The organism is Acrocarpospora corrugata, from assembly GCF_009687845.1.
GTDB lineage: Bacteria > Actinomycetota > Actinomycetes > Streptosporangiales > Streptosporangiaceae > Acrocarpospora > Acrocarpospora corrugata.
In genome coordinates, this window is record NZ_BLAD01000039.1 from 86,594 (window position 1) to 112,635 (window position 26,042).

12 protein-coding genes are annotated in these 26,042 nt (G+C 71.7%); 5 read left to right on the forward strand and 7 right to left on the reverse strand.

Going from position 1 to position 26,042, the window contains the following annotated elements; genetic code table 11:
• Positions 1 to 13 precede the first annotated feature (13 nt).
• From Acor_RS06450 to Acor_RS06470, 5 genes are all read left to right on the forward strand, one after another.
• Complete coding sequence (locus tag Acor_RS06450; RefSeq protein ID WP_155335620.1) at positions 14 to 850, forward strand: ABC transporter ATP-binding protein; 837 nt, start codon at positions 14 to 16, stop codon at positions 848 to 850.
• On the forward strand, positions 840 to 1,634 hold the full coding sequence (locus Acor_RS06455; protein ID WP_155335621.1) for an ABC transporter permease: 795 nt from the start codon (positions 840 to 842) through the stop codon (positions 1,632 to 1,634). Before Acor_RS06450 ends, Acor_RS06455 begins: the two co-directional genes overlap by 11 nt.
• A gap of 66 nt (positions 1,635 to 1,700) precedes the next feature.
• Positions 1,701 to 6,437 (forward strand): type I polyketide synthase, encoded by a 4,737-nt coding sequence (locus tag Acor_RS06460; RefSeq protein WP_281353165.1) that lies wholly within the window; start codon positions 1,701 to 1,703, stop codon positions 6,435 to 6,437.
• Entirely contained in the window at positions 6,434 to 10,252 is a 3,819-nt protein-coding gene (locus Acor_RS06465) for an SDR family NAD(P)-dependent oxidoreductase (protein ID WP_155335623.1), read from the forward strand. The genes Acor_RS06460 and Acor_RS06465 overlap by 4 nt, the downstream gene beginning before the upstream one ends.
• On the forward strand, positions 10,249 to 11,409 hold the full coding sequence (locus Acor_RS06470; protein ID WP_155335624.1) for an acyl-CoA dehydrogenase family protein: 1,161 nt from the start codon (positions 10,249 to 10,251) through the stop codon (positions 11,407 to 11,409). Before Acor_RS06465 ends, Acor_RS06470 begins: the two co-directional genes overlap by 4 nt.
• Here the strand turns inward: Acor_RS06470 and Acor_RS06475 are convergent.
• Genes Acor_RS06475 through Acor_RS42750 form a run of 7 tightly spaced genes read right to left on the reverse strand, consistent with a single transcriptional unit; the run spans position 11,372 to position 26,031 of the window.
• Entirely contained in the window at positions 11,372 to 11,995 is a 624-nt protein-coding gene (locus Acor_RS06475; protein WP_170316812.1) for a 4'-phosphopantetheinyl transferase family protein, read from the reverse strand. The genes Acor_RS06470 and Acor_RS06475 overlap by 38 nt on opposite strands.
• A gap of 11 nt (positions 11,996 to 12,006) precedes the next feature.
• On the reverse strand, positions 12,007 to 12,786 hold the full coding sequence (locus tag Acor_RS06480; RefSeq protein WP_155335626.1) for a thioesterase II family protein: 780 nt from the start codon (positions 12,784 to 12,786) through the stop codon (positions 12,007 to 12,009).
• Positions 12,776 to 13,867, reverse strand: coding sequence for an HAD-IIIC family phosphatase (locus tag Acor_RS06485; RefSeq protein WP_155335627.1), 1,092 nt, complete (start codon positions 13,865 to 13,867; stop codon positions 12,776 to 12,778). The genes Acor_RS06480 and Acor_RS06485 overlap by 11 nt, the downstream gene beginning before the upstream one ends.
• The gene (locus Acor_RS06490; RefSeq protein WP_155335628.1) at positions 13,867 to 15,015 is read right to left on the reverse strand and encodes an acyl-CoA dehydrogenase family protein; all 1,149 of its coding nucleotides are present in this window, start codon (positions 15,013 to 15,015) and stop codon (positions 13,867 to 13,869) included. Before Acor_RS06490 ends, Acor_RS06485 begins: the two co-directional genes overlap by 1 nt.
• A gap of 1 nt (position 15,016) precedes the next feature.
• Positions 15,017 to 15,265, reverse strand: a complete 249-nt coding sequence (locus Acor_RS06495; protein WP_155335629.1) for an acyl carrier protein — start codon at positions 15,263 to 15,265, stop codon at positions 15,017 to 15,019.
• 24 nt (positions 15,266 to 15,289) lie between these two features.
• The gene (locus tag Acor_RS06500) at positions 15,290 to 16,135 is read right to left on the reverse strand and encodes a 3-hydroxyacyl-CoA dehydrogenase family protein (RefSeq protein ID WP_155335630.1); all 846 of its coding nucleotides are present in this window, start codon (positions 16,133 to 16,135) and stop codon (positions 15,290 to 15,292) included.
• Between the two features lie 41 nt (positions 16,136 to 16,176).
• A complete protein-coding gene (locus tag Acor_RS42750) occupies positions 16,177 to 26,031 on the reverse strand; it encodes a type I polyketide synthase (RefSeq protein WP_155335631.1) in 9,855 nt (3,284 codons plus the stop codon).
• Positions 26,032 to 26,042: the final 11 nt, after the last annotated feature.

Consider the following 26,042-nt stretch of genomic DNA (forward strand, 5'->3'; position numbering starts at 1 on the left):
AGGAGGTGACACGTTGCTGCAAGCCATCGATCTTGTCAAGCGATATGGCTCGGTCCTCGCATTGGACGGATTCAGCCTGAGTGTGGCGGCCGGTGAAATCGTCGGCCTGGTCGGGCACAACGGCGCGGGCAAGACGACCTTCGTGGAGATCGTGTCGTACCTGATCCGTCCGGACAGCGGTCACGTGACCATCGACGGCCGTCCTCCGTCGGCCAACAAGGGCAAGGTCGGCATCGCGCCGCAGCACATCGCCCTCTACCCGTCGATCACCGTGCGCGAGCATCTCGTCCTGTTCGGGAAGCTGGCCGGCCTGCGCCGCGCCGCGCTGGACAGCGCCATCGAGGAGCTGACCGTCGCGCTGCGGCTCGGCGCGTTCATCGACAGGCGGGAGGCGGGGCTGTCCGGCGGGCAGCAGCGCCGCGTTCAGGCGGCCACCGCGCTGATCAACCGGCCCGGTCTGCTGCTGCTGGACGAGCCGACCGCGGGCGCCGACCTGGAGACCCGCGAGGCGATGCTGGACGTGGTCAAGCAGCGCGCCGGCGACGGCGCGGCCATCGTCTACACCACGCACTACCTGCCCGAACTGGTGGAGTTGCAGGCCACCATCGCGGTCGCCCGCAGCGGCCGGATCATCGCGCGGGGGACCTACGAGGAGCTGGTGGACGGGCTGCCCGGCGAGGTGCGCCTCATCCACGACAACGAGGAGGAGGTCCGCGTCTCCACCACGCAGCCGGCCGCCACCCTGATCGACCTGCTCAGCCGGGCAGAGCGCCCGATCAGCACGATCGAGGTCCACAACCCCTCCCTGGACGACCTCTACCGATCCCTGGCGGTCAGCGATGCTTCTTGACACCGGCTACCGCGTCGGGCCGATCGCCGCGCTGCGCGAATCCGTGTACCGGATCCGCGCGCTGTCGAACCACAACACCATCATCCGGCTCCGCGACCCCGGCCAGACGATCAGCTACGTGGTCATGCCGATGGTCCTGATGCTGGTCCTGAAGCCGCTCTACGTGCGGGCGGTCGACGGCGGCACCACCAAGGTGGTGACCGGGCTGCTGGTCATGTTCTCGGTGTTCGCGATCTCCATCGCGGGCAACGCGATCCTGGCCGAGCGGACCTGGAAGACCTGGGACCGGCTCCGGGTGAGCCGGGCGCCGGCCGCCGAGCTGCTGATCGGCAAGACCCTGCCGATGTATCTGGTGATGGTCCTGCAGCAGATCATCCTCCTGACGTACGGCTGCCTGGTCATCGGCCTGCCCATCCCCGGCAACATCCCGCTGGTCCTCATGTCCATCCTGGTCTGGGCGTTCACGCTGCTGGCCATCGGCGCGCTGCTGGCCGCGATCGTGCGCAGCCACGGCGAGCTCAGCGTGATCTCGGACGTGGGCGCGCTGACGCTCAGCTCACTCGGCGGGGCGCTGGTGCCGCTGAGCCTGATGCCGGACTGGGCGCAGGTCGCCGCGCAGCTGTCGCCCGGCTACTGGGCCCTGCAAATGCTCCAGGCCGCCGTCGCAGGCGACACGGCCGGCACCCTGCTGCCCGCGGCGATCCTGCTGGGGATCGCGCTGGTCGCCGGCGCGTTCGCGGTTCGCCGGCTCACCCGCGGCTGGGGCCGCGGCGGGCTGCTCTGACCTCAATCGGCACCATCGATTTCTCCAGAATAGATTCGGTGATCAGTAGTGAATAGGGGCATGTTGATGAATCAGCAACATCCACCTGGTGACTCGCAACACGCCGCGGACGAGTCCGATATTGCGATCATCGGCATGGCCGGCCGATTCCCAGGCGCCAATGACGTCGAAACGTTATGGCGGAACATCAGCACCGGCGTCGAATCCTTCACGCGATTCTCCGACGCGGAACTGATCGAGGCGGGCGTCCCGGCGGGGACGTTCTCGAAACCGAACTACGTCCGGAGCCGGCCGATTCTCGATGAGGTCCGCGGCTTCGACGCGGCGTTCTTCGGCTACAACCCGCGCGAGGCCACGCTGGCCGATCCGCAGCAGCGTCTCTTCCTCGAATGCGTGTGGGAGGCGCTGGAGTCGGCCGGTTACGGCTCGTCCGGCAACCGCGGCACGGTCGGCGTGTTCGCCGGCATGAACATCAGCGGTTATCTGCTGACCCGGCTGCAGGCGTTCGCGATGGGCATGGATCCGTCCGCGCTGATGATCGGCAACGACAAGGACTCGCTGGCCACGAACGTGTCGTTCCGGCTGGACCTGTCCGGGCCGAGCGTGAGCGTGCAGACCTTCTGCTCGACCTCGCTGGTCGCGCTGCACCTGGCCAGCGAGGCGCTGCGCCGGGACGAGTGCGACATGGCGCTCGCGGGCGGGGTGTCGATCCGGGTTCCGGACCGGACCGGTTACCTCTGGGAGGAGGGCGGCCAGGAGTCGCCCGACGGCCATGTCCGGACCTTCGACGCCGAGGGCCGGGGCAGCATGTTCGGCGACGGCGCGGCCGTGGTCGCGCTGAAGCCCCTGGGCCGGGCGATGGCCGACCGGGACACGGTGCTCGCGGTGATCCGCGCGTCGGCGATCAACAACGACGGCGCGATGAAGTTCAGCTACCTGGCCCCCAGCATCGACGGCCAGCGCCGCTGCGTGTCCAAGGCGATCGAGAAGGCGGGCGTGGACCCGGCCCGGATCTCGTACGTGGAGGCGCACGGCACCGCCACCGAGGTCGGCGACCCGATGGAGGTCGCGGCGCTGACCCGGGCGTTCGGCCAGACCGAGAAGAAGCAGTTCTGCATCCTCGGATCGATCAAGCCGAACGTCGGCCACCTGGACCGCGCCTCCGGCGTGACCGGCCTGATCAAGGTCGTCCAGTCGCTGCGGCACGAACTGATCCCGGGGACGCTGCACTACAACGCGCCCAACCCCGAGATCGACTTCGACACCAGCCCGTTCTACGTGACGGCCCAGCCCACCCCCTGGCCGCGCGAGGCCGACCGGCCGCGGATCGCCGGGATCAGCTCGCTGGGCATGGGCGGCACCAACGCGCACGCCATCATCTTCGAGGCCCCCCTCCCGGCCCCGCGCCCCGCGCGCCCGCGCCGCTGGCAGATCCTCCCGGTGTCGGCCAGGTCGGCCGCCGCCGCCGAGCGGGCGCTGACCCGGCTGGGCGCGGGCCTCACCGCCGAACCCGGCCTGGACCTGGGCGATGTCGCCTACACCCTGCAGGTGGGCCGCAAGGTCTTCAACCACCGCAAGGTCGTCATCGCGGACGGCAACGCCAAGGCCGCCGCGGTGCTCGCGGACCCCGCTGGACCGCTGGGCCGTACCGACACGACGGTCGGCCGCAAGACCGGGTTCCTGATCGCCGGGGTCGGCGAGCAGTACCCGGGCATGGTCGCCGCGCTGTACCAGGAGGAGCCCGGCTTCCGGGCGGACGTGGACGAATGCGTCAGCGTGCTGGGCCTCACCGAGGCGTCCCAGCTGTCCGACATCTTCGTCCCGGCCGCATCCGGCGGGAAGGCCCCCGACCTGGCCGCCCTGCTCGGGCGGACCGGCGACGCCGCCCCCGAGGCCACCCCGAACGCGCATCTGATCCAGCCCGCCGTGTTCGTCGCCGAGTACGCGCTGGCCCGGCTGCTGATGAGCTGGGGCGTCAAGCCGGAGATCATGGTCGGCTACAGCCTCGGCGAGTACGTCGCGGCCTGCCTGTCGGGGGTGCTGTCGCTGGCCGACGCGCTCCGGCTGGTCGCCTACCGGGCCAAGCTGATCACCTCCCAGCCCGAGGGCGCGATGCTGGCCGTGGCCGCCGACGAGAAGCGGCTGAAGGCGGTGCTGGGCGACCTCGATCTGGACGTCGCGGTCCGCACCGGCTCGCAGCTGGTGCTGGCCGGTCCCGAGGAGACCGTCACGGCCGCCGCCGCGCTGCTCAGGGCGGCCGAGATCGGCTGCCGCCGGCTCCAGACCACGCACGCGTTCCACTCCAGGATGCTCGCCCCGATCGCGGCCGAGCTGACCTCCTGGATCAACGCCAACGTGACGCTGAACCCGCCGGTCATCCCCTACGTCAGCAACGTCACCGGCGCGATCGCCACCGCCGAGGTCGTCACCGACCCCGGCTACTGGGCCCGCCACATGTGCGAGACGGTCGAGTTCGGCGCCGGGCTCGCGCACGTGCTGCACGGCGGTGACCTGGCCCTGGCCGAGATCGGCCCAGGGCAGTCGCTCGGCGCGCTGACCCGCGGCCACCCCGACTGCGACCGGAACCAGTGGCCGCTGATCGTCACCACCCTGCCCGGCCAGGGCGACCAGGTCGAGACGCTCGCCGCCACCGCGACCGCGGTCGGCAAGCTCTGGCTGGCCGGCGTGCCGGTCGACTGGGAAGCCCTGCACACCGGTACGGACAGCGACTGGACACCCGGCCGGGTGCCGCTGCCCACCTACCCGTTCGAGCGCCAGGACTACTGGCTGGAGATCGACCAGTCGGCGCTGGGCACCGGCGCGCCGATGCTGGACGAGAGCGACCCCACCAGCATCGCGACCGCGCTGCCGCGCCTGCCGGACGAGCGGTGGATCAACATCCCGGTGTGGCGGCAGACCGCGCCGCAGCTGGTCCGCGAAGAAGAGCTCACCAAGTGGCTGATCTACGCCGACGCCGGCCTGGCCGACACGCTGACCGCGTCGGTCCACCGCGCGCTGGACGCGCTCGGCCACGAGATCGTCCTGGTCCGGCCCGGCGAGGCCTACCAGGACGGCCCTGACGGCATCGTCGTCCGGCCGGGTTCCCAGGAGGACGTCGTCGCCGCGCTGCGCGCGCTCGGCGGCCGGGGCTTCCAGCCGGAGCGAGTGGTGCACCTGTGGACCGCCGACCCGGCCCCGGCCGAGGGCGACGCCACCCAGGAGTGCCTCAAGCGCGGCCTGCACACGCTGGTCTCCTTCGCCCGCGCGGCGGTCGACCTGGGCCTGCCGGCCTGGGCGCTGGACATCGTCACCGTCGGCAGCCAGAAGGTGCTGACCGGCGACCCGATCCTGCCCGAGCGCAACACGATGCTCGGCCCGACCAGGCTCATCCCGGTCGAGTACCCGAGGGTCAAGACCCGCCTGATCGACATCGACGCCGACACCGGACCTGCCGCCCTGCGGGGGCTGCTGGCCGAGCTGCGGGCCGACCCCGTCGACCAGGTCGTCGCGCTGCGCGAAGGCCGCAGGTGGACGCCCGGCTACGAGGTGCTGGACGCGGCCACCATCGACAGGACGAACCCGACCGTGGCGGTACGGCGCGGCGGAACCTACCTGGTGACCGGCGGCCTGGGCGGCATCGGCCTGGGCATGGCCGAACTGCTGGCCGAGAAGTACCAGGCCAACCTGGTCCTGATGGGCCGCACCCCGGTCCCGCAGAAGGACCAGTGGAGCCAGATCCTGGCCGCCCCCACCACCGCCGACGAGGTACGGCGGCGCGTCGAAGGGCTGCGCCGGTTGGAGGGCAACGGCACCAAGGTCATCACGGTGGCCGGCGACGTGTCCCAGGTGGCGGACGTCCGGCGGGCGGTCGACGCCGCGATCGAGACGTTCGGCGAGCTCAACGGCGTCCTGCACTGCGCCGGCGTACCGGCCGTCGGCCTGATGCAGTTCAAGACGGTGGCCGACATCGATCGGACGCTGGCGCCGAAGGTCGCCGGTTCGCTGGCCCTGGCCGAAGTGCTGAAGGACGTGCCGGTCGACTTCGTCGCCCTGTACTCCTCCACCACCTCCGCCACCGGCGGCGGCGCCGGCCAGGTCGACTACTGCGCGGCCAACGCCTTCCTGGACTCCTTCGCGCTCAGCGACCCGCTGCCCGGCACGCTGGTCACCTCGGTCGACTGGTGCGAGTGGACCTGGAACGGCTGGACCGAGGGCCTGGAGAACTACGACGAAGGCTCCAAGCAGTACTTCACCTGGTACCGGGGCCTGTTCGGGCTCAGCTACGAGGACGGCTTCGAGACCCTGATGCGGGTGCTGGGCAGCGGCGAGCGGCATGTCGTCGCCTCCACCCAGGACTTCGCGCCGCTGGTCGCGATGAGCCGCAAGTCCTCGATCGAGAGCCACCAGGCGACGGTCAAGAAACTCAGGGACGCGTTCGGACGGCACCCACGGCCCGACCTGTCGACCGCGTTCGTCGAGCCGCAGAACGAGACCGAGGAGAAGATCGCCGAGGTGTGGACCGAGGCGCTCGGCCTGGAGTCGGTCGGCGTGCACGACAACTTCTTCGAGCTCGGCGGCAACTCGCTGCTCGGCATGGAGATCATCACGGAGGTCCGGAAAGCGCTTGAGCTGTCCTACCTGCCGCCGCACATCCTCTACCAGTCGCCCACGATCTCATCGCTCGCCGAAGCGGCCACCGCGGGCGAGGCCAAGGAAGAGCAGACGGCCGACGTACGCGAACAGCAGCGCTCGTCGCGCATCGAACAGCGGCGCAACATGCTCCGGAGCGGGAGGACGTCATGACGGAAACCGACTACGACTCGGCGGTGGCGCTGATCGGCATGTCCGGTCGATTCCCCGGCGCGGACAGCGTCGCGGAACTGTGGCGCAACGTACTGTCCGGGATCAAGGGACTGCGCGAGATCACCGACGCGGAGCTGCGCGAGACCGGCGTCGAGCCGGGGCAGATCGCCGACCCGCGCTACGTGCGGATCGGCGGCCCGCTGGCCGACCTGGACAAGTTCGACGCGACGGTCTTCGGGATCAACCCCCGCGAGGCCGAGATGATGGACCCGCAGCACCGGCTGTTCCTGGAGTGCTCGTGGGAGGCGCTGGAGAGCGCCGGCTACTGTCCCACCGACGTGCCTGGACAGGTCGCGGTGTTCGGCGGGTGCGGGTTCCCCGACTACGTCGTGCAGAACATCGCCCATCTGGCCCGCCAGCCCGGCGGGGCGATGCTGATCGCGATCGGCAACGAGCGTGACTCGCTGGCCTCGCTGGTGTCGTACAAACTGGGTCTGCGCGGCCCGGCCGTGTCGGTGCAGACGTTCTGCTCCACCTCGCTGGTGGCGGTGCACCTGGCCTGCCAGAGCCTGCTCACCTACGAGTGCGACATGGCGCTGGCCGGCGGCGCGTTCACGCCGCTCCCCCAGCCGGCCGGCTACCTGTACGAGCAGGGCGGCATCATGTCGCCGGACGGGAAGGTCCGCAGCTTCGACGCCGAGGCGGGCGGCACCGTGATGGGCAGCGGCGTCGGCACGGTGGCGCTCAAGCGCATGTCGGACGCGATCGCCGACGGCGACGTGATCCACGCCGTCATCCTCGGCTCGGCCGCCAACAACGACGGCCGGATGCGGGCCGGCTACACCGCGCCGGGCGTGGACGGCCAGGCCGAGGTGATCGAATCGGCGCTCGGCGTGGCCGGGGTCAAGCCCGACACCATCGGGTACGTCGAATGCCACGCCACCGGCACCATGCTGGGCGACTCGATCGAGCTGGCCGCGATGAACCGGGTGTTCACCCAGCCGCGCGAGATCCCGGCCGTGCTGGGTTCGCTGAAGCCGAGTCTGGGCCACCTGGACCGGGCGTCCGGGGTGACCGGGCTGATGCGGGCCGCGCTGAGCCTCAAGCACGAGCTGCTGCAGGGCGTGCCGGACTACGTCCAGCCGAACCCGGCGCTGGCCACGGCGCAGGACCGGTTCACCGTGCTGACCGAGCACCGGCCGTGGCCCGAGGGTCCGCACCCGCGCCGGGCCGGGGTCAGCTCGTTCGGCCTCGGCGGCACCAACGCGCACGTCGTCCTGGAGCAGGCCCCGCCGCGCGAGGTACGCCAGGCCAGGCCGGGCCCGCACCTGCTGACGTTCTCCGCGGCCGACGAGAACGCGCTGAACGAGCTGGGCGAGAGGCTCGCCGGCCATCTGGCCGGCGAGTCCGGCGAGGACCTCGCGGACGTGGCGTTCACGCTGCAGATGTCACGCGGCGGCTTCGCCCGGCGGCGCGCGGTCGTGGTCGCCGACCGCGACGACGCGGTCCGGGCGCTGGCCGACTCCTCCCGCTGGATCAACGCCAAGACCCAGCGCCGCAACCCGAAGGTCCGCCTGGTCACGCCGGACGGCGTGCCGGAGACCTGGTGGCCAGAGCTGCTCGCGGCGGTCGACGCCGTGTTCGGCATCGAGGACGGCACCGACCGCCACGACGCGCTCGGCGCGCTGTCGGACGGGCTGCGCCGCCTGGGCGTGCAGATTCCGCGCGAGGACCCGGGCCCGGCCACCGGCGTCGAGGAGATCACCGTCGCCCCCGCCGAGGGCGTGCCCGCGGCCGAGTGGCTGCTGGCCACGCTGGCCCGGCTGTGGCAGGCCGGCAGCACGATCGACTGGACCGCGCTGCACCGCGGCGCGGGCCGCCGGGTCGAGCTGCCCACCTACCCGTGGCAGCGGCGCCACTACTGGGTCAAGGCCAACCCGAACATGCAGGCCGCCCCGGTCAGCAACGACAAGACCTTCGACCGGTCGAAGTGGACCTACCTGCCGACCTGGAAGCAGCGCCCGTTCGCGGTCGCCGACCTGGACGAGCGGCTGCGGGCGGGCGGCCCCTGGCTGGTCTTCGCCGACGACGCCAGGGGCGAGGCCCTGATCGACCGCCTGAACACGGCGGGCGCCGAGGTCACCGCGGTACGGCGCGGCCCGGCCTTCACCCAGGACGACGCCGGAGACTTCACCCTCCAGCCGGACAAGCCCGACGACATGGCCGACCTGCTGTACTCGCTGGTGGTCGCGCCACGCGCGATCGTCCACGGGTTCAGCCTGGCCGGGGTCACGCCGGAACCGGGCCAGGACCCGGTCGAGCACTTCGACGCCGAGCAGCGCCGCGGCTTCCTGTCGGTGCTGGCGCTGGCCAGGGAACTGGTCGACAACACCGGCTCCGCGCCGCGCGCCGAACTCGCCCTGCTCACCTCGCAGGCCGTCGGCGTGCTCGGCTCGGACCTGCGCCACCCCGAGCAGGCCACCCTGGCGGCGCTGGCCCCCAGCCTGTCCCAGGAGAACCCCCGGATCCGGGCCAGGACGATCGACGCCGACACCGTCGAGCCCGGCGACGAGGCCGCGCTCGGGCAGCTCACCACCCAGCTCCTGGCCGCGATCCTCACCCCGCACGAGGGCCCGGTCGCGGTCCGCGCCGGCGAGACCTGGCTGCGGACCTACGAGCAGTTCCCGATCGACGAACTGACCGACGAGACCCGCCCGATCAGGAACGGCGAGACCGTGCTGATCACCGGCGGCCTCGGCGACGTCGGGCTCGTGCTGTCGCGGCACCTGGCCGGCGCGTACGGCTGCAACCTGGTGCTCACCGCCAGGTCGCCGCTGCCGCCCCGCGAGGAGTGGGACGCGTTCCTGGCCGAGACTCCCCCAGGCGGGGAGCGCACCGCCCGGCACATCGGCAACATCCTGGACCTGGAGAGCCGGGGCGCGGCCGTGCTGTGCCTGTCCGCCGACGTGGCGGACGAGGAGCGGATGGCGGCCGTCGTCGCGGCCGCGGTCGAGCGGTTCGGCGGGATCGACGTCGTGGTGCACGGCGCGGGCGTGCAGGACGGGGCGTACTTCAACTTCGCCCACCTGATGGACCGCGACCAGTGCGACGCCCACATGGCGGCCAAGGTCAAGGGCTTCCACGTGCTGCAGAAGGTGCTCGGCGGGCAGGCCCCCGACCGGCGGATCACGCTGTCGTCCATCGCGGCGGTGCTGGGCGGCATGACGCTCGCGCCGTACGCGGCGGCCAACGCGGCGCTGGACGCCTACATCCGGCAGGCCAGGGTGGGCGACCGGGGCCGCTGGGTGACCGTCGACTGGGACACCTGGAGCATCGACGCCGGCCGCCTGGAAGGCCACAGCGAGGCCGTCGTCGGCTTCGCGATGGCCCCGGCGGAGGGCGTCGACATCTTCGAGCGGGCCCTGTCGGCCACCGACAGGGTCGGGCACCTGGTGATCTCGACAGGACCGCTGGAAGGCCGGCTGACGCAGTGGGTCACCGGCGACATCCACAGCGTGGACGACGCCTTCGACGACCAGGAGCGCCACCCCCGGCCGGACCTCAACAACCCGTACGTGGAGCCGAAGGAGGGCACCGAGGCGGCGCTGGCCGACATCTGGTCGCGGGTGCTGGGCATCGAGCCGATCGGCGCCACCGACAACTTCTTCGAGCTGGGCGGCCACTCGCTGCTCGCGATCGAGCTGACCACCAGGATCCGCAAGGCGCTGAACGCGTCGGTCCCGGTGACCGGCCTGCTGGAGTGCCCGACGGTGCGCCTGCTGGCCGAGCTGCTCGACGACCGGGAGGCGGAGTGAAGCAACCGGAGTACCTGCGGGCGGTCCAGGCGTTCGCCCGCAGGGAACTGGTCGGCCAGGACGCCTACCTCGACTCGCTGGCCGAGGCCCCGCTCCCGCTGTACGAGCGGTTCGCCGACACCGGCCTGGCGAACTGGTGGGTGCCGAAGGAGCACGGCGGCCCCGGCCTCAGCCTGGAGGAGAGCGTCCGGATCGTCGCCGAACTCGCCTACGCCGACGCGGGCGCCGCCTTCACCCTGTTCATCCCGGTCCTGACGACCAGCATGCTCTCCTGGTACGGCTCCCCCGAACTCCGGGACCACTACCTGGGCAAGCTGGTCGCCGGGAACGGCTTCTGCGCCACGCTCGGCAGCGAGCACGCGGCCGGCAGCGAGCTGGCCCGGATCACCACGACCGCCAGGAGCGAAGGCGACCACATCGTCCTGAACGGGGAGAAGGCGTTCTCCACCAACGCCGACTTCGCCGAGTTCCTGGTGGTGATCGCCCGCGCCGAGGACGACCCGGCCGGCTACCTGGCCGTGCTGGTCCCCCGGGACACGCCGGGCGTCCGGATCGACAGACGGTGGGACGTGCTGGGGCTGCGCTCCTCGGCGACCTACCAGGTGACGCTGGCCGACTGCCGGGTGCCGGCCGCCAACGTGCTGCGCGGCAACGGGCTGCGGCTGCTGGAGGTGGGCCTGAACGCCAGCCGCATCCTGATCGCCACGACCGCGCTCGGCATCTCCCGCCGGATCCGCGACGTGTGCCTGGAGTACGGCAGGTCCAAGCAGGTCAAGGGCTCCGCGCTGGCCAACAACGCGGTGTTCGCGGCCAAGCTGGGCCAGTTCGAGGTGCAGATCGACGTGATGGCCAACCAGTGCCTGGCCGCGGCCCGCCGGTACGACGAGATCGCGGCCCGGCCCGACGCGGGCGAGGAGTTCCTCCGGGTGGGCACGCTGAAGGCGGCGCTCACCACGAAGATGTTCTGCGGCCAGACCGGCTGGCAGATCGCCTCGGCCGCGTCGGAGATGTTCGGCGGCGTCGGGTACACCCACGACGCGGTGATCGGCAAGCTGCTGCGCGACGTGCGGTACGTGTCCATCGTGGAGGGCGGCGACGACGTGCTGCGGGACCTGGTGTTCAGCCGGTACGTGGTGCCGGTGTCGAAACGGTCGTGACAGCGGTCGTAACGACGGCGCCCGCATAACCGGGCGCCACGTCCAGCCAGCGAAGGGAACGCGACGAACCCACCGTCGCGTTCCCTTCCGGCGTCACCAGCGTGTCCCGCAGGCCGGCCAGGCCGACCCCGACCGCTTTGACATACGCCTCCTTGGCACACCAGAACCGGAAATATCCCTCTACGGGGGACGCGGCCCGGGTCAGGTGGTCGACCTCGGCGGGCTGGTACAGGTGCCGGGCCATGGCCAGGTGGTCCAGGTTGTGGCGGACGCGCTCGACGTCGACGCCCACCCGCAGGCCCGGCGGAGCCACCCCGATCAGCGCCCACTCCTCCGAGCGCGACAGGTTGAAGTCGATCGGATGGCCGACCAGATACGGCCGGCCGTTGTCCTCCGCGCCGAACACCAGCCCGGCCGGCGGCACGCCGCCGAGCCGGCCGAGCACCGCGCGCAGGACGCCGTGCGCGACCGTGAAGCGGCGGCGCTCGACCGGGTCGGCCAGCGCCGCCGCACGGGCCCTTTCCTGGGCGGAAAGCAGCGGGGCCCACCTCGCGCCGTCAGGCCGATCGAGGTGAACCCGCCACACGCAGGGTTGCCTCACATCCATTTGAGCAGGGCTTTGGAGATGAGCTTGTGCGTCAGCGCGGCCTGCTCGAACACGGCGAAGTGGCCGCCGACGAACGGCTGGAGCTCGTACTCCTTGGTGGTCTGCTCGCCCCACGGCGTCACGGTCTCGGCTTTGATCCGGGAGTCGTCGGTGCTGGGCATGGCCGTGATGGGCAGGTTGAGCGGCTTCTCCTGGCGGTACTCGTAGGTCTCCTTGACGGTGAAGTCGGCGACCACGGCCGGGAGGATCATGTCCAGCACGCCGGGGTCGGCCAGCAGCCACTCCGGCGTGCCGCCCAGCTCACGGAGCATGGCCACCACCTCGGGCCTGCTCATCTGCCCGACCGGCTTGCCGTCCTCGTAGGCGAGCTGCGGGGCGACCGAGCCGGACACGAACAGGTGCACCGGCGGCGGGCCGCCGCGGCGGCGGATCTCGCGGGCCAGCTCGAACACGACGAGCGCGCCGAGGCTGTGGCCGTACAGGGCGTATCTGCGGTCGACCGAGCCGAGCGAGACGTCGGCCAGGATGATCTCGGCCAGGTCGGCGACCAGCGGGCCCATCCGGTCGTAGGCGGGTTCCCTGAGCCTGCTGTCCCGGCCGGGGAGCTGCATCGGCTGGACGGCCACCCCGGGCAGGACGCGCTGCCAGCTCCGGTAGGTGGAGGCGGCGCCGCCGGCGTGCGGCAGGCAGTACAGCGCGAGCGCGCCGGGGCCGGCCCCGGTCTGGCTCGCGAACGGCATCCAGCGGCCGATCAGATCGTCAACGCTCATCGCCAGCCCCATCGACGATCTCCAGGTGGACGTACGGCGGGGGCGGCTGGACAGTGGTCAGGTCGGCCTCCAGCACCACGTGCACGCCGTCCCTGCTGACCTCGCGGAACCCGGCGAAGGCGTAGGTGATCTGCATCATCCGGTTCCGGCCGGTCTCCACGAAGTCGGCCCGTACACGCGCGCCGGCCGCCTGGGCCAGCCGCATGATGTGGTTGAGCAGCACCATGCCGACGCCGCGGGACATCACCCGGCAGGACATCAGCATCATGTTGAGCCGCCAGACCCGCTCGCCCTTCTCCACCAGGGCGAGGCCGATCTTGCCGTACCCGCCGAACCTGTCGGTCAGGGAGGCGACCAGCAGCAGGTGGCCGGGGGACTCGCGGAGCTCGTCCAGCTCCTCGTAGGAGTAGGTGCGGCCGGTCGAGTTGAGCTGGTTGGTGCGGACCGTCAGCTCCTCGGCCCGCTGCAGGTCGTCCCGTACGGCCGGGGCGATGGTGAACCGCATCTCCAGCCCGGCCAGGAACTCCTCGTTGGTGCCGACGAAGCCGGCCTCCAGCTCGTCCCTGGCGGCCTGGCCCTGGTACATGATGCGGCGCTGGGCGGACTCGTCGGTGACGAACCGGGGGATGAACTCCGGCCGGGCCAGCGCCTCCTCCAGGTCCAGGATGTCGACCAGGGTGACCTCGGGCAGGCTGTGGCCGACCTCGCCGCGCTCGAACTCCTGGTCGTCGATGAACGCGAACGCGTCCAGGCCCAGGTTGAGCGCCTTCGCGAGGCGCGCGATCGAGTCGGATTTGGCGTTCCAGTTGATCTGCGGGTGCAGGAACATGTCCTCGATGCCGAACTCGCGGAGTTTCTCCAGCGCGGCGTCGCGGTCGTTCTTGCTGGCGATCGAGTGCAGCACGCCCATCTGGTCGAGCCGGTGGATGTGCGCCACCACCGCGGGCCGCAGGGTGACGTCGCCGTCCTCCAGCAGCACGCCGTCCCAGAGGGTGTTGTCCAGGTCCCAGACCACGCACTTGATCCGGCCCCGAACCGGCTTCTCCGGGAGGACAAAGGGGGTTTCGTCGACCACGGTCATCAGATGATCTCCCGTTCTGCCTGGCCAGCGATGGTGATCCGCTGGATCTCGTTGCTGCCTTCGATGATCTCCATCACCTTGGCGTCCCGGTACAGCCGCGCCACCGGGTAGTCGTGGCCGCATCCGTTCGCGCCGTGGATCTGGACCGCCTCGGACGCGTGCCTGGCGGCGGCGGTGGAGGCGAAGTACTTCGCCACCCAGGTCGCCATGATCGTGGACGCCTCGCCGGCGTCCTTGAGCCGACCGGCCTCCGCGACGAGCAGGCGGGCCGCCCGCGCGTCGGTGACCATGTCGGAGAGCTTCGCCTGGATCAGCGGCAGCTCCTTGAGCAGCGTCCCGCCGACGGTGCGGCGGGACGCGTACGCGGCGCACGCCTCCAGCGCGGCCTGGATGATGCCGACGGAACCGGTCGCCACGCTGTAGCGGCCGAGGTCCAGGGTGCCGGTCAGCACCATGCCGGCGGTGAAACCGCTCGGGCCGAGCAGCGCGTCCGGGCCGAGCACGACGTCCCGGAAGGAGACCTCCGCGATCATCGACGCCCGGGTGCCGAGCATGTCCTCGATCGGGGCGACATCCACGCCGGGGCTGTTCCTGGGGACCAGGAACGCGCCGATGCTGGTGGCCGTGCGGGCGAACACCAGGAACAGGTCGGCCCGCTGGCCGTTGGTGATCCACTTCTTGACGCCGTTGAGCACCCACCCGCCGTTCTTGGCCACGACGTTGCTGGAGATCCCGGAGGCGTCACTGCCGGCGCCGGGCTCGGACAGGCAGAACGCGGCGAGCACGTCCCCCCGGCTGAGGGCCGGCGCCCACTGCTCGCGCTGGGCCGGGCTGCCCCACCGCTGCACCGCCCACGACACCATCGTGTGCACGGTGAGCAGGCTGCGGACCGAGGAGCAGCCCCGGCCCACCTCCTCGTGGACCTCGCCGAGGGTGACCAGGTCCATTCCCGCGCCGCCCACCTCCGGGGGGAGGAAGGGGGCCCAGAGCCCGGCGGCGGTCATCCGCTCCAGCAGTTCCTCGGGCACCCGGCCCTGCCGGTCGTACGCGTCCGCGTACGGCACGATGTGCGTGTCGACGAACGCGCGGGCGGACTTCCGGTCGGTGACCCGAAGCGTGTCCGGCGCGCTCTCAGCCAGGATCGCCATGTCAGACCCGCGCGGGGGAAAGCCGGCCCACCAGCTCCGCCATGGTGTTGGCGGTCCGGAAGTTGTCGATCTTCAGCTCGTCGTTGGGGATGGCGATCGCGAACGTCTTCTCGATGAACATCACCAGCTCCATCGCGAACAGCGAGTTCACGAAACCCAGGGCGAAGATGTCCTGGGACTCGTCGATCTCCGCCTGCGGGTAACGGGAGCGGACGAAGTCGAGGATCTGGTCCTTGGTGCTGCCGGACATGGCTGACTCCTTAAGGGGGTGCGCTTAGTTGGCGTAGGTGTAGAAACCGCGGCCCGACTTGCGGCCGTGCAGGCCCGCGTCGGTCATCTGCTTGAGCAGCGGGCAGGGGCGGTACTTGCTGTCGGCGTAGTGCTCGTAGAGCACCTCGACGCTGTAGAGGATGGTGTCGACGCCGATCAGGTCGGCCGTCTCCAGCGGGCCCATCGGGTGGCCGAAACAGCTGCGGAACACCTCGTCGACGGACTCGGCGGTGGCGACGCCCTCGTGCACGAGGAACGCGGCCTCGTTCACGGTGAGCATCAGGACCCGGTTGGACACGAAACCGCAGGCGTCCTTGACGTCGATCGCCTTCTTGCCCATGGCGGTCAGCAGGTCGCGGGTGCGCTCGACGGTCTCGGCGGTGGTGTGGAAGCCGGGGATCAGCTCGCAGGCCGGCTTGGCCGGGACCGGGTTCATGAAGTGCACCCCGACCACCTTGTCGGGGCGGCCGGTGACGGCGGCGACCTTGGTGATCGGGATCGCGGAGGTGTTGACGATGAAGATGGTGTCGGGCCCGCAGACCGCGTCCATCGTCTCGTACACCGACCGCTTGACGTCCCAGTTCTCCGTCACGTTCTCGATGACGACGTCGGCCTTGGCGACCGCCTCGGCGCCCACCGCGGTGGTGATCCGGGACAGCACGTCGTCGGGGTCCAGGGCCGGGCCGCCCATCAGGCGGCTCATCCTGGCGTTGCGCCAGATGGTGGCACGGGCCGCCGCGAGGATCTCCTCGTTGGTGTCCACCAGCACCACGTCGTGGCCGGTCTGGGCCAGGTTCTGGGCGACGCCGACTCCCATCACGCCAGCGCCCACTACACCGATTACCGTCATGACCTCTCCGTTTCTCTGGTTTGTCGTGCTGTCGGTGGTGCTCACCTGCGCCGGCGGGAGGCCGACGATTCGAGGCCCGACCGGCGGAGCTGGGCGCGGACGTGGCTGCTCCCGCCTCCGTCGGCCGTCCCGGACGCCGGTGCGGCGCCCGAGACGAGGGCCTCGATGGTCGCGCCGAGCGCGGCCACGGTCGGCGCCTCGTACAAGATGTGCGGGGGGAGTTCGGCGAGGGCGAACTCGCGGCGCAGGGCGGCCACGATGCTGACGCCGAGCAGCGAGTTCCCGCCGAGTTCGAAGAAGTTGTCCAGCACGCCGACCCGGTCGAGCCGGAGCGCGTCGCACCAGATGGCCGCGACGGCCTCCTCGGTTGGCCCGGACGGCTCCTGGTAGGGCGTGACCAGCTCGGGCCGGGGGTGCCGGTCCGCGCTGCCGCCGGACCCGGCGGGCGAGGTCACCGCCTCCAGGTTGAAGCGCGCGCTGCCGGTGACGACGGTCTCGAACTCCTGGGTGGAGACGATGACCCGGGGTTCGCCGCTGGCCAGGGCGCGCAGCAGAGATCGGTAGCCTTCCTCGAAGTCGATGCCGACCCTGATCCGGTTCTCCTTGAAGAAGGTCTGCAGGCCCTCGTCGTAGCCGGCCAGACCGGCCTCCCAGGCGTTCCAGGTCCACTCGCCCCAGTCGATCGAGACGACGTTGCGACCGGTGGCGGCCAGCCGCTGCGCGTAGCCGTCCAGGTAGGCGTTGGCGGCGCAGTAGTCGACCTGGCCGGGGCCGCCGCCGGTGGCGGAGGTGATCGAGGAGAACAAGGCGAGGAAGTCCAGCCCGATCTCGCCGGGTTCGCCGATCCGGAGGGCTTCGGCCAGCGCCAGCGTTCCGGCGATCTTGGGGGCGAGTACGGCGTCGAGCTCCTGCGGCCGCTTGAACTGCATCAGGCCCATGGCCGGAAGGCCGGCCGCGTGCAGGACGCCGTGCAGCGCGCCGAACCTTTCGATCGCCGTGTCCACGGCCCGTTTCACCGCGGCCGGGTCGGCCACGTCGCCGACCACGATCTCGACTTCGCCGCCGAGGTCGCGGATGGCCTGGACCTGGGCGCCGCGGCGGGCGTCCTCGCCCTCGCCGTCCAGACCGGTACGGCCGAGCAGGACGAGCCTGGCCTTGGCGTCGCGGGCGAAACGTTCGGCCAGGCCGAGCGCGATGCCGCCGAGGCCGCCGGTGATCAGATAGACGCCGTCTTCGCGCAGCGGGGTGGTCTCGGGGGTGGCCATGGTCTCGTAGCCGGGCAGGTAGCGGCGTCCCCTGCGGAGCGCCACGATCCGGTCCGTCTGCGGGCGGCCCAGTTCGGCGACCAGGCCGGCGTGCGTGTCGAGGTCGATGAAGCGGGTGGTGACCGTCGGGTACTCCAGCGGGATGACCAGCGAAGGGCCGATCAGCGTCGAGCCGTCGGGGTTGACGGCCTCGCCGGGGAAGACCTCCTGGGTGCCGGCGACCGCGATGTCCAGCGACCAGCCGTCGAGGCCGGACTCGCCCGCCGCCCTGGCCAGCGCGACCAGGGTGTGCAGGCCGTGCTCGATGGGGCGGTCGCCGGAGTCCAGGGTCCACAGGTGCACGACCCGGTCGAGCGGGCGGCCGGCGGCGCGCAGGTCGCGCAGCAGGGCGAGGGTGTCGGCGACGCTGCCGGGGCGGATCGTGTGGCCGTCGCGGGTGGCGGCGTAGCCCTCGCCGGGGCGGACCAGGGTGACGGCCGCGCCGGTCGCGGCCAGTTCGGCGGCCACCTCGTCGGCCACGCCTTCGCGGGTGTAGACGAGCCACGAGCCGGGCTGGGCGGCGCTGGGCGCGGGGGCGGCGGTCTGCCGCCAGACGGGCAGGTGCAGCCACTGCTCCTCGGGCAGCTTGGGCAGGCTGGTGATCGCGTCGAACAGGTTGCCGCTGTCCAGGGCCTTCAGCTTCGGCTTGGGCGTGGACGGCGACCCGTCGATCCAGTAGGGGTGCCGCTGGAACGGGTAGGTCGGCAGCGGGATCCGGCCCGGCAGGTTCGCGGTCTCGGCCTCGGGCAGCCGCCCGTGATAGGCGTTCCAGTCCAGCTCAGCGCCGACCAGCCAGAGCCGCGCCAGGCAGCCGGCCAGCACCTCGTCGTCCGGGCGCCTGTCGCTCCCGCCGGGCAGCACGTTCAGGATCAGCGGCCACCGCCGCGGCGGGCAGCCGGCCCCGCGTACCAGGGCGCCGAGCGACTGACCTGGCCCGATCTCCACGACGGCCAGCTCGGGGTCGGCCAGCAGCGTCTCGACGCCGGCCCCGAACCGCACCGTCCGGCACATGTGCTCGGCCCAGTAACCCGGGTCGCAGACCAGGTCGGCGTCGGCGAGGCCCCCCGTCAGATTGGAGATGTACGGCAACTGCGGCGGGTTCAGCCGGATGTTGGCCTTCACCCAGTCGGTGAGCTCGCCGCTGATCGGCTGGAGCATCCGGGAGTGGAACGCGTGCGTGGTGTCCAGCGCCCGGCACGGGATCTCGGCCCGGCGCAGTTCGGCGACGAGCTGTTCCATCTCCTCCCGCGGCCCGGCGACGACCGCGACCTGGGGGCCGTTGACGGCGGCGATGTCCAGACCGCGCCGCTCCAGCCGGAACTTGCGGCGCACGTCCTCGGCCGGCATCGAGACGGCGACCATGGACCCGGCCGGCATCGTGGCGATCAGTTTGGCCCGGTGGGTGACCAGGGCGATCGCGTCCGGCAGCGACAGGACGCCGGCCAGGCAGGCGGCGACGTACTCGCCGAGGCTGTAGCCGAGCATCAGCCGAGGCTGCACTCCCCAGGCCATCAGGGTGCGGGCCAGGGCGTACTCGACGGCGAACAGGGCGGGCTGGACGACTTCGGTGCGCTCCAGCGCGGCGGCCCTGTGGTCCTTGGCGTCCCCGGCGGTGACCCGGCCGAGCAGCGCGGCCAGGTCGACGCCCGCGCCGCGCCCACCGGCGACCAGGCCGGGCAGATCGACGTCGCCGAGCGGCTCGCGGAGCAGTTCGAGGCTTTCGTCCAGGGCCGCGCGGAACACGGGCTCACGCTGGTAGATCTCGGTGACCAGGCCCGGGTACTGCTCGCCCACGCCCGCGAACAGGAACGCCGCCCGGCGGCCCTGCACGGCGTCGACCCGGGACAGCACGCCGTCCTGGGCCGCTTCGCCGGTGAAGGTCAGGGCGGCGTCGGCGAGGGCGGTGGTGACGACGACCTTGCGGTGCTCGAAGGTCTTGCGGCCGACCTGGAGGGTGTACGCGGCGTCCGCCAGCCGGGTGTCGGGGGCGTTCCTGAGGTGTTCGCCGAGCCGCTGGGCGGCCTGGTCGGCGGCGGTGGCGTTGCGGGCCGAGACCGGCAGGATCTGGTAGCGGCGCCCCTTCTCGTCCTCGACGGCGGCGGGCCGCACCGGAGCCTCCTCGATGACCACGTGCACGTTGGTTCCGCCCATCCCGAGCGAGTTGAGCCCGGCGATCCTCGGCCGGCCGTCGCGGGTCCGCCACGGGGACAGCTCGGCGTTCACGTAGAAGGGGCTGTTGTCGAAGTCGATCTCGGGGTTGGGGGCCGTGTAGTGCAGGCTCGCCGGGATCACCCGGTTCGTCAGGGCGAGCGAGGTCTTGATCAGGCCGCTCGCGCCGGCCGCGCGGTCCAGGTGGCCGATGTTGGTCTTGACCGAGCCGATCGGGCAGTACTGGGTGTCCTGGGTCGGGCCGAACGCGCGGGTGAGCGCGGCCACCTCGATCGGGTCGCCGAGTTCGGTGGCGGTGCCGTGCGCCTCGATGTAGCTGATGTCCTCGCCGGTGACCTTGGCGTCGGCCATCGCGTCGGCGATCACCCGGGCCTGGCCGACCACGCTGGGCGCGGTGTAGCCGACCTTGAGCGCGCCGTCGTTGTTCATCGCGGAGCCGCGGATCACGGCCCAGATGTGGTCGCCGTCCCTGACCGCGTCGGACAGGCGCTTGAGCAGGACCACCGCGGCGCCGTCGCCGAACATGCTGCCCTTGGCCTGCGCGTCGAAGGTGCGGACGTGACCGTCGGGCGACTCCATGCCGCCGGGGCCGAAGATGTGGCCGACCTTGTCGGGAACCCGGATCGAGACTCCCCCGGCCAGGGCCATCTCGCAGTCCCCTGAGCGCAGGCTCTGCACCGCGAGGTGGACGGCGACCAGGGAGGTGGAGCAGAACGTCTGGACGGCGACGCTCGGGCCGTGCAGGTCGAAGAGGTAGGAGACCGTGGTGGTGAGGGCGTCCTTGTCGTTGCCCATGATGATCTCGTAGTGGCTGACGTCCTCGTCCTCGCTGAGCAGGCGGTCGCCCATCTGGAGGAGGTAGGTGCTGATATTGGTGCCGCCGTACACGCCGACCCGGCCGCGTTGCTCGGGGGTGCCGTAGCCGCCCTGCTCCAGGGCCTCCCAGCAGACTTCGAGGAAGGCGCGCTGCTGGGGGTCGGTGAGGGCGGCCATCCGGGGGCTGATGCCGAAGAACTGGGCGTCGAAGCCGGCGATGTCGTCCAGGACCGGGCGGGCGGGCACGTACGCGGGGTCGTGGATGAGGGCTTCGTCGACGCCGGCGGCCTTGAGCTCCTCCGGGGTGAAGAAGCTGATCGACTCGACGCCTTCACGGAGGTTGCGCCAGAACGCGTCCACGTTGGCGGCACCGGGGAACTTGCCGGCCATGCCGACGATCGCGATCCGCCGGTCGTCGTCGGTCTGCGTCGCGGTGGCGCGGGGGGTGGCGGTGACCTGGGGGGCGATCGCCCTGGTTCGGGAGGCTATGGCATTGGCCTGGGAGGCGCCGGTTTGGGAGGCGTTGGTTTGGGAGGCGTTGGTTTGGGAGGCGTTGGTTTGGGAGGCGTTGGTTTGGGAAGCTGCGCCGCGTTCGTCCAGAATGGCGGCCAGCCGGTGCACGGTCGGGGCCTCGAAGAGCATCACCGTCGGCACTGCGACGCCGAACCGCTTCTTGATCAGCGTCAGCATCTGGAGCGCGATCAGCGAGTTCCCGCCGAGGTCGAAGAAGTTGTCGCGCGTGCCGACAGGCTCGACGCCCAGCACCTCCGACCAGAGCCCGGCCAGCGAGCGCTCGGTGCCGGTCAGCGGCGGGCTGTAGGGCTGCGGCAGCTCGGGCCGGGGGAACCGCTCGCCACCATGCGTCGGCACAGCCGCGGCGGCGATCTTCGGCAGCCGATCGTCCAGGCCACCGGCCGCCACCACAACGGCGGGCCGGCCAATCGCGATCACGCTGTCGAGCGCGGCCAGCGACTCAGCGGCGGTCATCGAGTGCGCGACCATCGCAGCACCCATCCCACCTTCGAGACGCTCCAGCGTGACCGCCCAGGTGTCCCAGCTCGCGGCCAGCCACCCCTGCCGCCGGGCCAGAGCGGTGAGCGCGGCGTTGGCGGCCGAGTAACTGCCGAACGCGATGCCACCGAGGATCGACGAGGTCGACGAGAACAGCACGCAGAAGTCGAGCTCCAGCCCGGCCAGTACATCCGCCAGAACGCGGGCACCGGTGACCTTGGCGCCGAAATGGCGAGCCACGGCGGCCTCGGTGACATCGCGGAGCGGGAGAAACGTGTCGGGCCCGGTCTCAGCGGCGGCATGCACCACCCCGTCGATCCGGCCCACGTCGGCGACGACCGCCCGCATCGCGTCGGCGTCGGTGACATCCACGCGCGGAGTGAGCACCTCCGCACCCAGCGCGCGCAACCGCTCGACGCCATCGCCACGCGGGCCACTCCGGCTGGTCAGAATCAGTCGGCCCGCACCGGCCCGGATCAGGTGCTCACCGACGAGCAGCCCGACATCACCGAGCCCACCAGTGATCAGATAGGTGCCGCCGGAACGTACCCCGTTCTTTCCCGAGGCAATCTTCGGCGCGGTAATTTCGCCCGCGCCGATCTCGGCCGCTGCGATCCCGTCGCTGATCCCCTCGGCGCTGATCCTCTCCGGGAGGATTCCTTCGGTGCTGATCCCCTCGGCGCTGATCCCCTCCGGGAGGATCCCCTCCGGGAGGATCCCCTCCGGGAGGATCCCCTCCGGGAGGATCCTGCCCGCTGCGATTTTGTTTGCTGTGGCCTCGGCAGGGACGAACTCCTGCACGTGGCGGCGGCCGTTCCGGTATGCGCTGAGGATGTCGGTGGTGGTCCGCCGCAGTTCGGCGGTGAGGGCGGCCGCGTGGCCGGCGGCGCTCGCGCGCGGATCGAGGTCCACGCAGCGGCAGTCGAGGGTCAGGTACTCCTGGTTGCCGACGATCGGCAGCGTCGCAGCCGCCGCCTGGGCCGGGTCGCCGTGCTCCCCCGGTGCGACGGACTGGCCGCCCAGGGTGGCGACGACTACGCGGGTGCTGTCGACGCCTTCGCCGCCTTCGTCGCCGAAGGCGTCCAGCAGCCGGGCCAGCGGAACGACGGCACGGCTGTCGTCGCCGTCCGCCGGGGCGAGGAGGCGGAGGTCGACGACGACGGAGGGCCCGCCGGCCGCCAGCCGCCGGGCGAGCGCGACATGGTCGTCGGCCGAGGCGGGGTCGATGGTGAAGCCGCCGGGGATCTCGGCGAACGACGTCCCCGCATGTACGGTCACCACCTCGCCACCATCGGCGCGGAGTGACTCGGCCAACGCCCCGGCGACCCCGGCCCCGTCGACACCGGCGGCGCTGTCGGCCCCGTCGACACTGGCGGGCCTGTCGGCGCTGTCGGCGCTGTCGGCGCTGTCGGCGAACAGGACATACCGGCCTACGGCGTCGAGCTCGGCGGGCAGTGCCTCGGCCGTCCAGCGGGATTCCAGCAGCTGGACATGGCCGGGGACATCGCCACGGACGCCGTCGGAGACGCCCCGGGAGACATCGCCACGGGCACCGCCGGGGGCATCGCTACGGGCATCGCTACGGGCACCGCCACGGGCGTTGCCGGGGATGTGGTCGTGGTCGGCTGTCAGGCGGGGAGCCTCGGCGGGTCGTCCGGCCGGGGGGTCGATCCAGTAGCGCTCGCGTTGGAACGGGTAGGTGGGCAGTCCGACCTTGGAGGCCGGTCGGTCCTGTCGGTAACCGGGCCAGTCGATCGGGGCGCCGGACAGCCAGAGCCGCCCGATGGCCTCGGTCAGCACGGTCGAGCCGGGGCGGGGGTCGGCGGCGGCCGGGAGGGTGGGGATGATCAGCGGCCAGCGTTCCCGCGGGCAGTCGCGGTGGGCGCGCACCATCGCGCCGAGCGACTGGCCGGGGCCGATCTCCAGCAGGGCCAGGTCGCCCTGCGCCAGCAGGGTGCCGAGCACGGCGTCGAACCTGACCGGCGAGCACATGTGGTCGGCCCAGTAGCCGGGGTCGGTGGCCTGCGCGGCTGTGATCAGGTCGCCGGTGACGTTCGACACGTATGGAATCCGCGGCGCGGAGAGTTCGATGTGGGCGGCGATCCAGGCCGTCAGCTCGGCGCGGACCGGCTCCATCATCCGGGAGTGGAACGCGTGCCCGGTGGCCGGCGGACGGCACGGCACCCCGTCGGCCGCCAGCAGCGCCCGGACCTCGTCCATGGCGGCGGGCTCGCCCGCGAGCACGGTCAGGTCGGGGCCGTTCTCGGCGGCCACGTCGATCCCGGTGATGCCGCCGCGCGCGATCCGGCCGGCCAGGTCGGCCGAGCCGAGCGGGACGGCGCTCATCACGCCCGCGGGCAGCGTGTCGATCAGTGTGGCCCGGTGGGCGACCAGCCCGAGCGCGGACTCCAGCGAGAGCACGCCGGCCAGGCAGGCGGCGACGTATTCGCCGAGGCTGTACCCGGCCAGCACGGCCGGTTCGACGCCCCAGCCGATGAGGGTCTTGGCCAGCGCGTACTCGACGGAGAAGAGCGCGGGGTGGAGCAGAGCGGTCGGCATCACGGCGGGGGTGACGGCGTCGCGGCCGAGCAGGGCGCTGAGGCCGCCCCCGGCGCGGGTGGCGCGGGTGCGGAGCAGTTCCTCCAGCGGGTCGATCCCGCCCATCCGGGTGCGCAGGATCGCGCGGCACTCGTCCAGGACGGCCCTGAACGCGGGTTCGATCGTGTAGAGGTCGTCGGCCAGGCCCGGGTACTGCTCGCCGGTGCCCGCGATCAGGAATCCGACCGGGCGGTCGCTCCGGCTCTCCGCACGCCCCAGCACGGCGGCGCCCCGCATTCCGGCGACGGCCTCGTCCACCGTGGCGGCGACGAGGAACCGGCGATGCTCAAAGACTCGGCGGCCAGCTTGCAGGGTATGAGCGACATCACCCAACCGGAGCGCACCCAACCGGAGTTCAGAGGTGCCAGCAGCCTCACCCAACCGGAGTTCGGAGGTGCCAGCAGCCTCACCCAACCGGAGTTCGGAGGTGCCAGCGGCATTGCCCAACCGGAGTGCAGAAGCGCCGGCGACCTCACCCAACCGGGGTTCGGAGGTACCAGCGGCCTCACCCAACCGGAGTGCAGAAGCGTCGACGGCCTCACCCAACCGGGCTTCAGAAGCGCTGGCGAGGTGGTCGGCGAGGTTGGCGGTCAGTTGGTCGGCGGCCTTTGCTGAGCGGGCCGACCAGAGGAGCAGTTGCGGGCGGGGCTCCTCCTGCGGTCGGGAGAGTGGTGGGGCCTCCTCCAGGACGACGTGTGCGTTGGTGCCGCCGATGCCGAACGCGCTGACGCCGGCCCGGCGGGTGCGGCCGGCCCTGCGCGGCCATGCGCGTAGGCCCGTGACCACTTCGAGTCGGGCGTCGCCTGCGCTGAGCTGTGGGTTCGGCGTGGACAGGTTGCGGGTTGGCGGGATCTCGTCGTGCCGGAGTGCGAGCGCCGCCTTGATCAGGTTGGTCACGCCGGCGGCCCGGTCGAGGTGCCCGACGTTGGGCTTGACCGAGCCGATCAGCAGTTCCTCGCCCCGGAAGACCTGCTGCAGCGCGGCCAGTTCTGCGGCGTCGCCGAGCGCGGTGCCGGTGCCGTGCGCCTCCACGTAGTCGATGTCGGCCGGTACCAGACCGGCGGCGGCGAGGGCCTCGGCCATCACGGCTGCCTGGCCCTGCACGCCGGGCGCGGTGAAGCCGACCTTGCGGCCGGCGTCGTTGTTGACCGCCCAGCCCCGGATGACGGCGTAGATCTGGTCGCCGTCGGCGAGTGCGTCCTCCAGGCGGCGCAGCGCGACCACGCCGACGCCGCTGCCGAGCGGGGCGCCGAGGCCGGCCGCGTCGAAGGCGCGGCACTCGGCGTCCGGCGGGGCGATGCCGCCCTGCTGGTAGAGGTAGCCGACCCGGTGCGGCACGCCGACCGCCACGCCGCCCGCCAGGGCGAGATCGCTCTCGAAGCCGGCCAGGCTGCTGGCGGCGGCGCAGATCGCGACCAGCGAGGTGGAGCAGTAGCTCTGCACCGAGTAGCTGGGACCGGACAGGCCGAGGGTGTGCGAGACCCGGGTGGTGAGCGAGTCCTTGTCGTTGGCCAGGCCGACCGCGAGCTCGCCCATGAGGGCGCCGGTCTCGCTGGGCACCAGGTTGTTCTGCAGGTAGGAGCTCCACGCCGAGCCGCCGAAGACGCCGATCGCGCCGTCGAACCGGGTGGGGTCGCAGCCCGCGTCCTCCAGCGCCTCCCAGCTGTGCTCCAGGAACAGGCGGTGCTGCGGGTCCAGGATCTGTGCCTCCTTCGGGCTGAACCCGAAGAACCCCGCGTCGAACAGCTCCACGCCGTCGATCACGGCGCCGGCCCGCACGTATCCGGGGTCGGCGAGCAGTTCCTCGGTCACCCCGGCGGCGCGGAGTTCGTCGTCGGTGAACCTGGTCACTCCGGAGCGGCCGGCCCGGATGCCGGCCCACAGCGCGGCCACGCCGGGCGCGCCGGGGAACCGGCCGGACATCCCGACGATGGCGATGTCGGTGCCGGAACCCTCGTCGTCGACCACATCATCTGTCGTCATATCGGGCGTGCTCATATCGGGCGTCC

Coding starts and splice junctions, on each gene's coding strand:
- Acor_RS06460 (WP_281353165.1), top strand. CDS start 1,701: ATGAATCAGCAACATCCACCTGGTGACTCGCAACACGCCGCGGACGAG.
- Acor_RS06485 (WP_155335627.1), bottom strand. CDS start 13,867: ATGACCGTGGTCGACGAAACCCCCTTTGTCCTCCCGGAGAAGCCGGTT.
- Acor_RS06500 (WP_155335630.1), bottom strand. CDS start 16,135: ATGACGGTAATCGGTGTAGTGGGCGCTGGCGTGATGGGAGTCGGCGTC.
- Acor_RS06480 (WP_155335626.1), bottom strand. CDS start 12,786: ATGAGCGTTGACGATCTGATCGGCCGCTGGATGCCGTTCGCGAGCCAG.
- Acor_RS06495 (WP_155335629.1), bottom strand. CDS start 15,265: ATGTCCGGCAGCACCAAGGACCAGATCCTCGACTTCGTCCGCTCCCGT.
- Acor_RS06490 (WP_155335628.1), bottom strand. CDS start 15,015: ATGGCGATCCTGGCTGAGAGCGCGCCGGACACGCTTCGGGTCACCGAC.
- Acor_RS06465 (WP_155335623.1), top strand. CDS start 6,434: ATGACGGAAACCGACTACGACTCGGCGGTGGCGCTGATCGGCATGTCC.
- Acor_RS06455 (WP_155335621.1), top strand. CDS start 840: ATGCTTCTTGACACCGGCTACCGCGTCGGGCCGATCGCCGCGCTGCGC.
- Acor_RS42750 (WP_155335631.1), bottom strand. CDS start 26,031: ATGAGCACGCCCGATATGACGACAGATGATGTGGTCGACGACGAGGGT.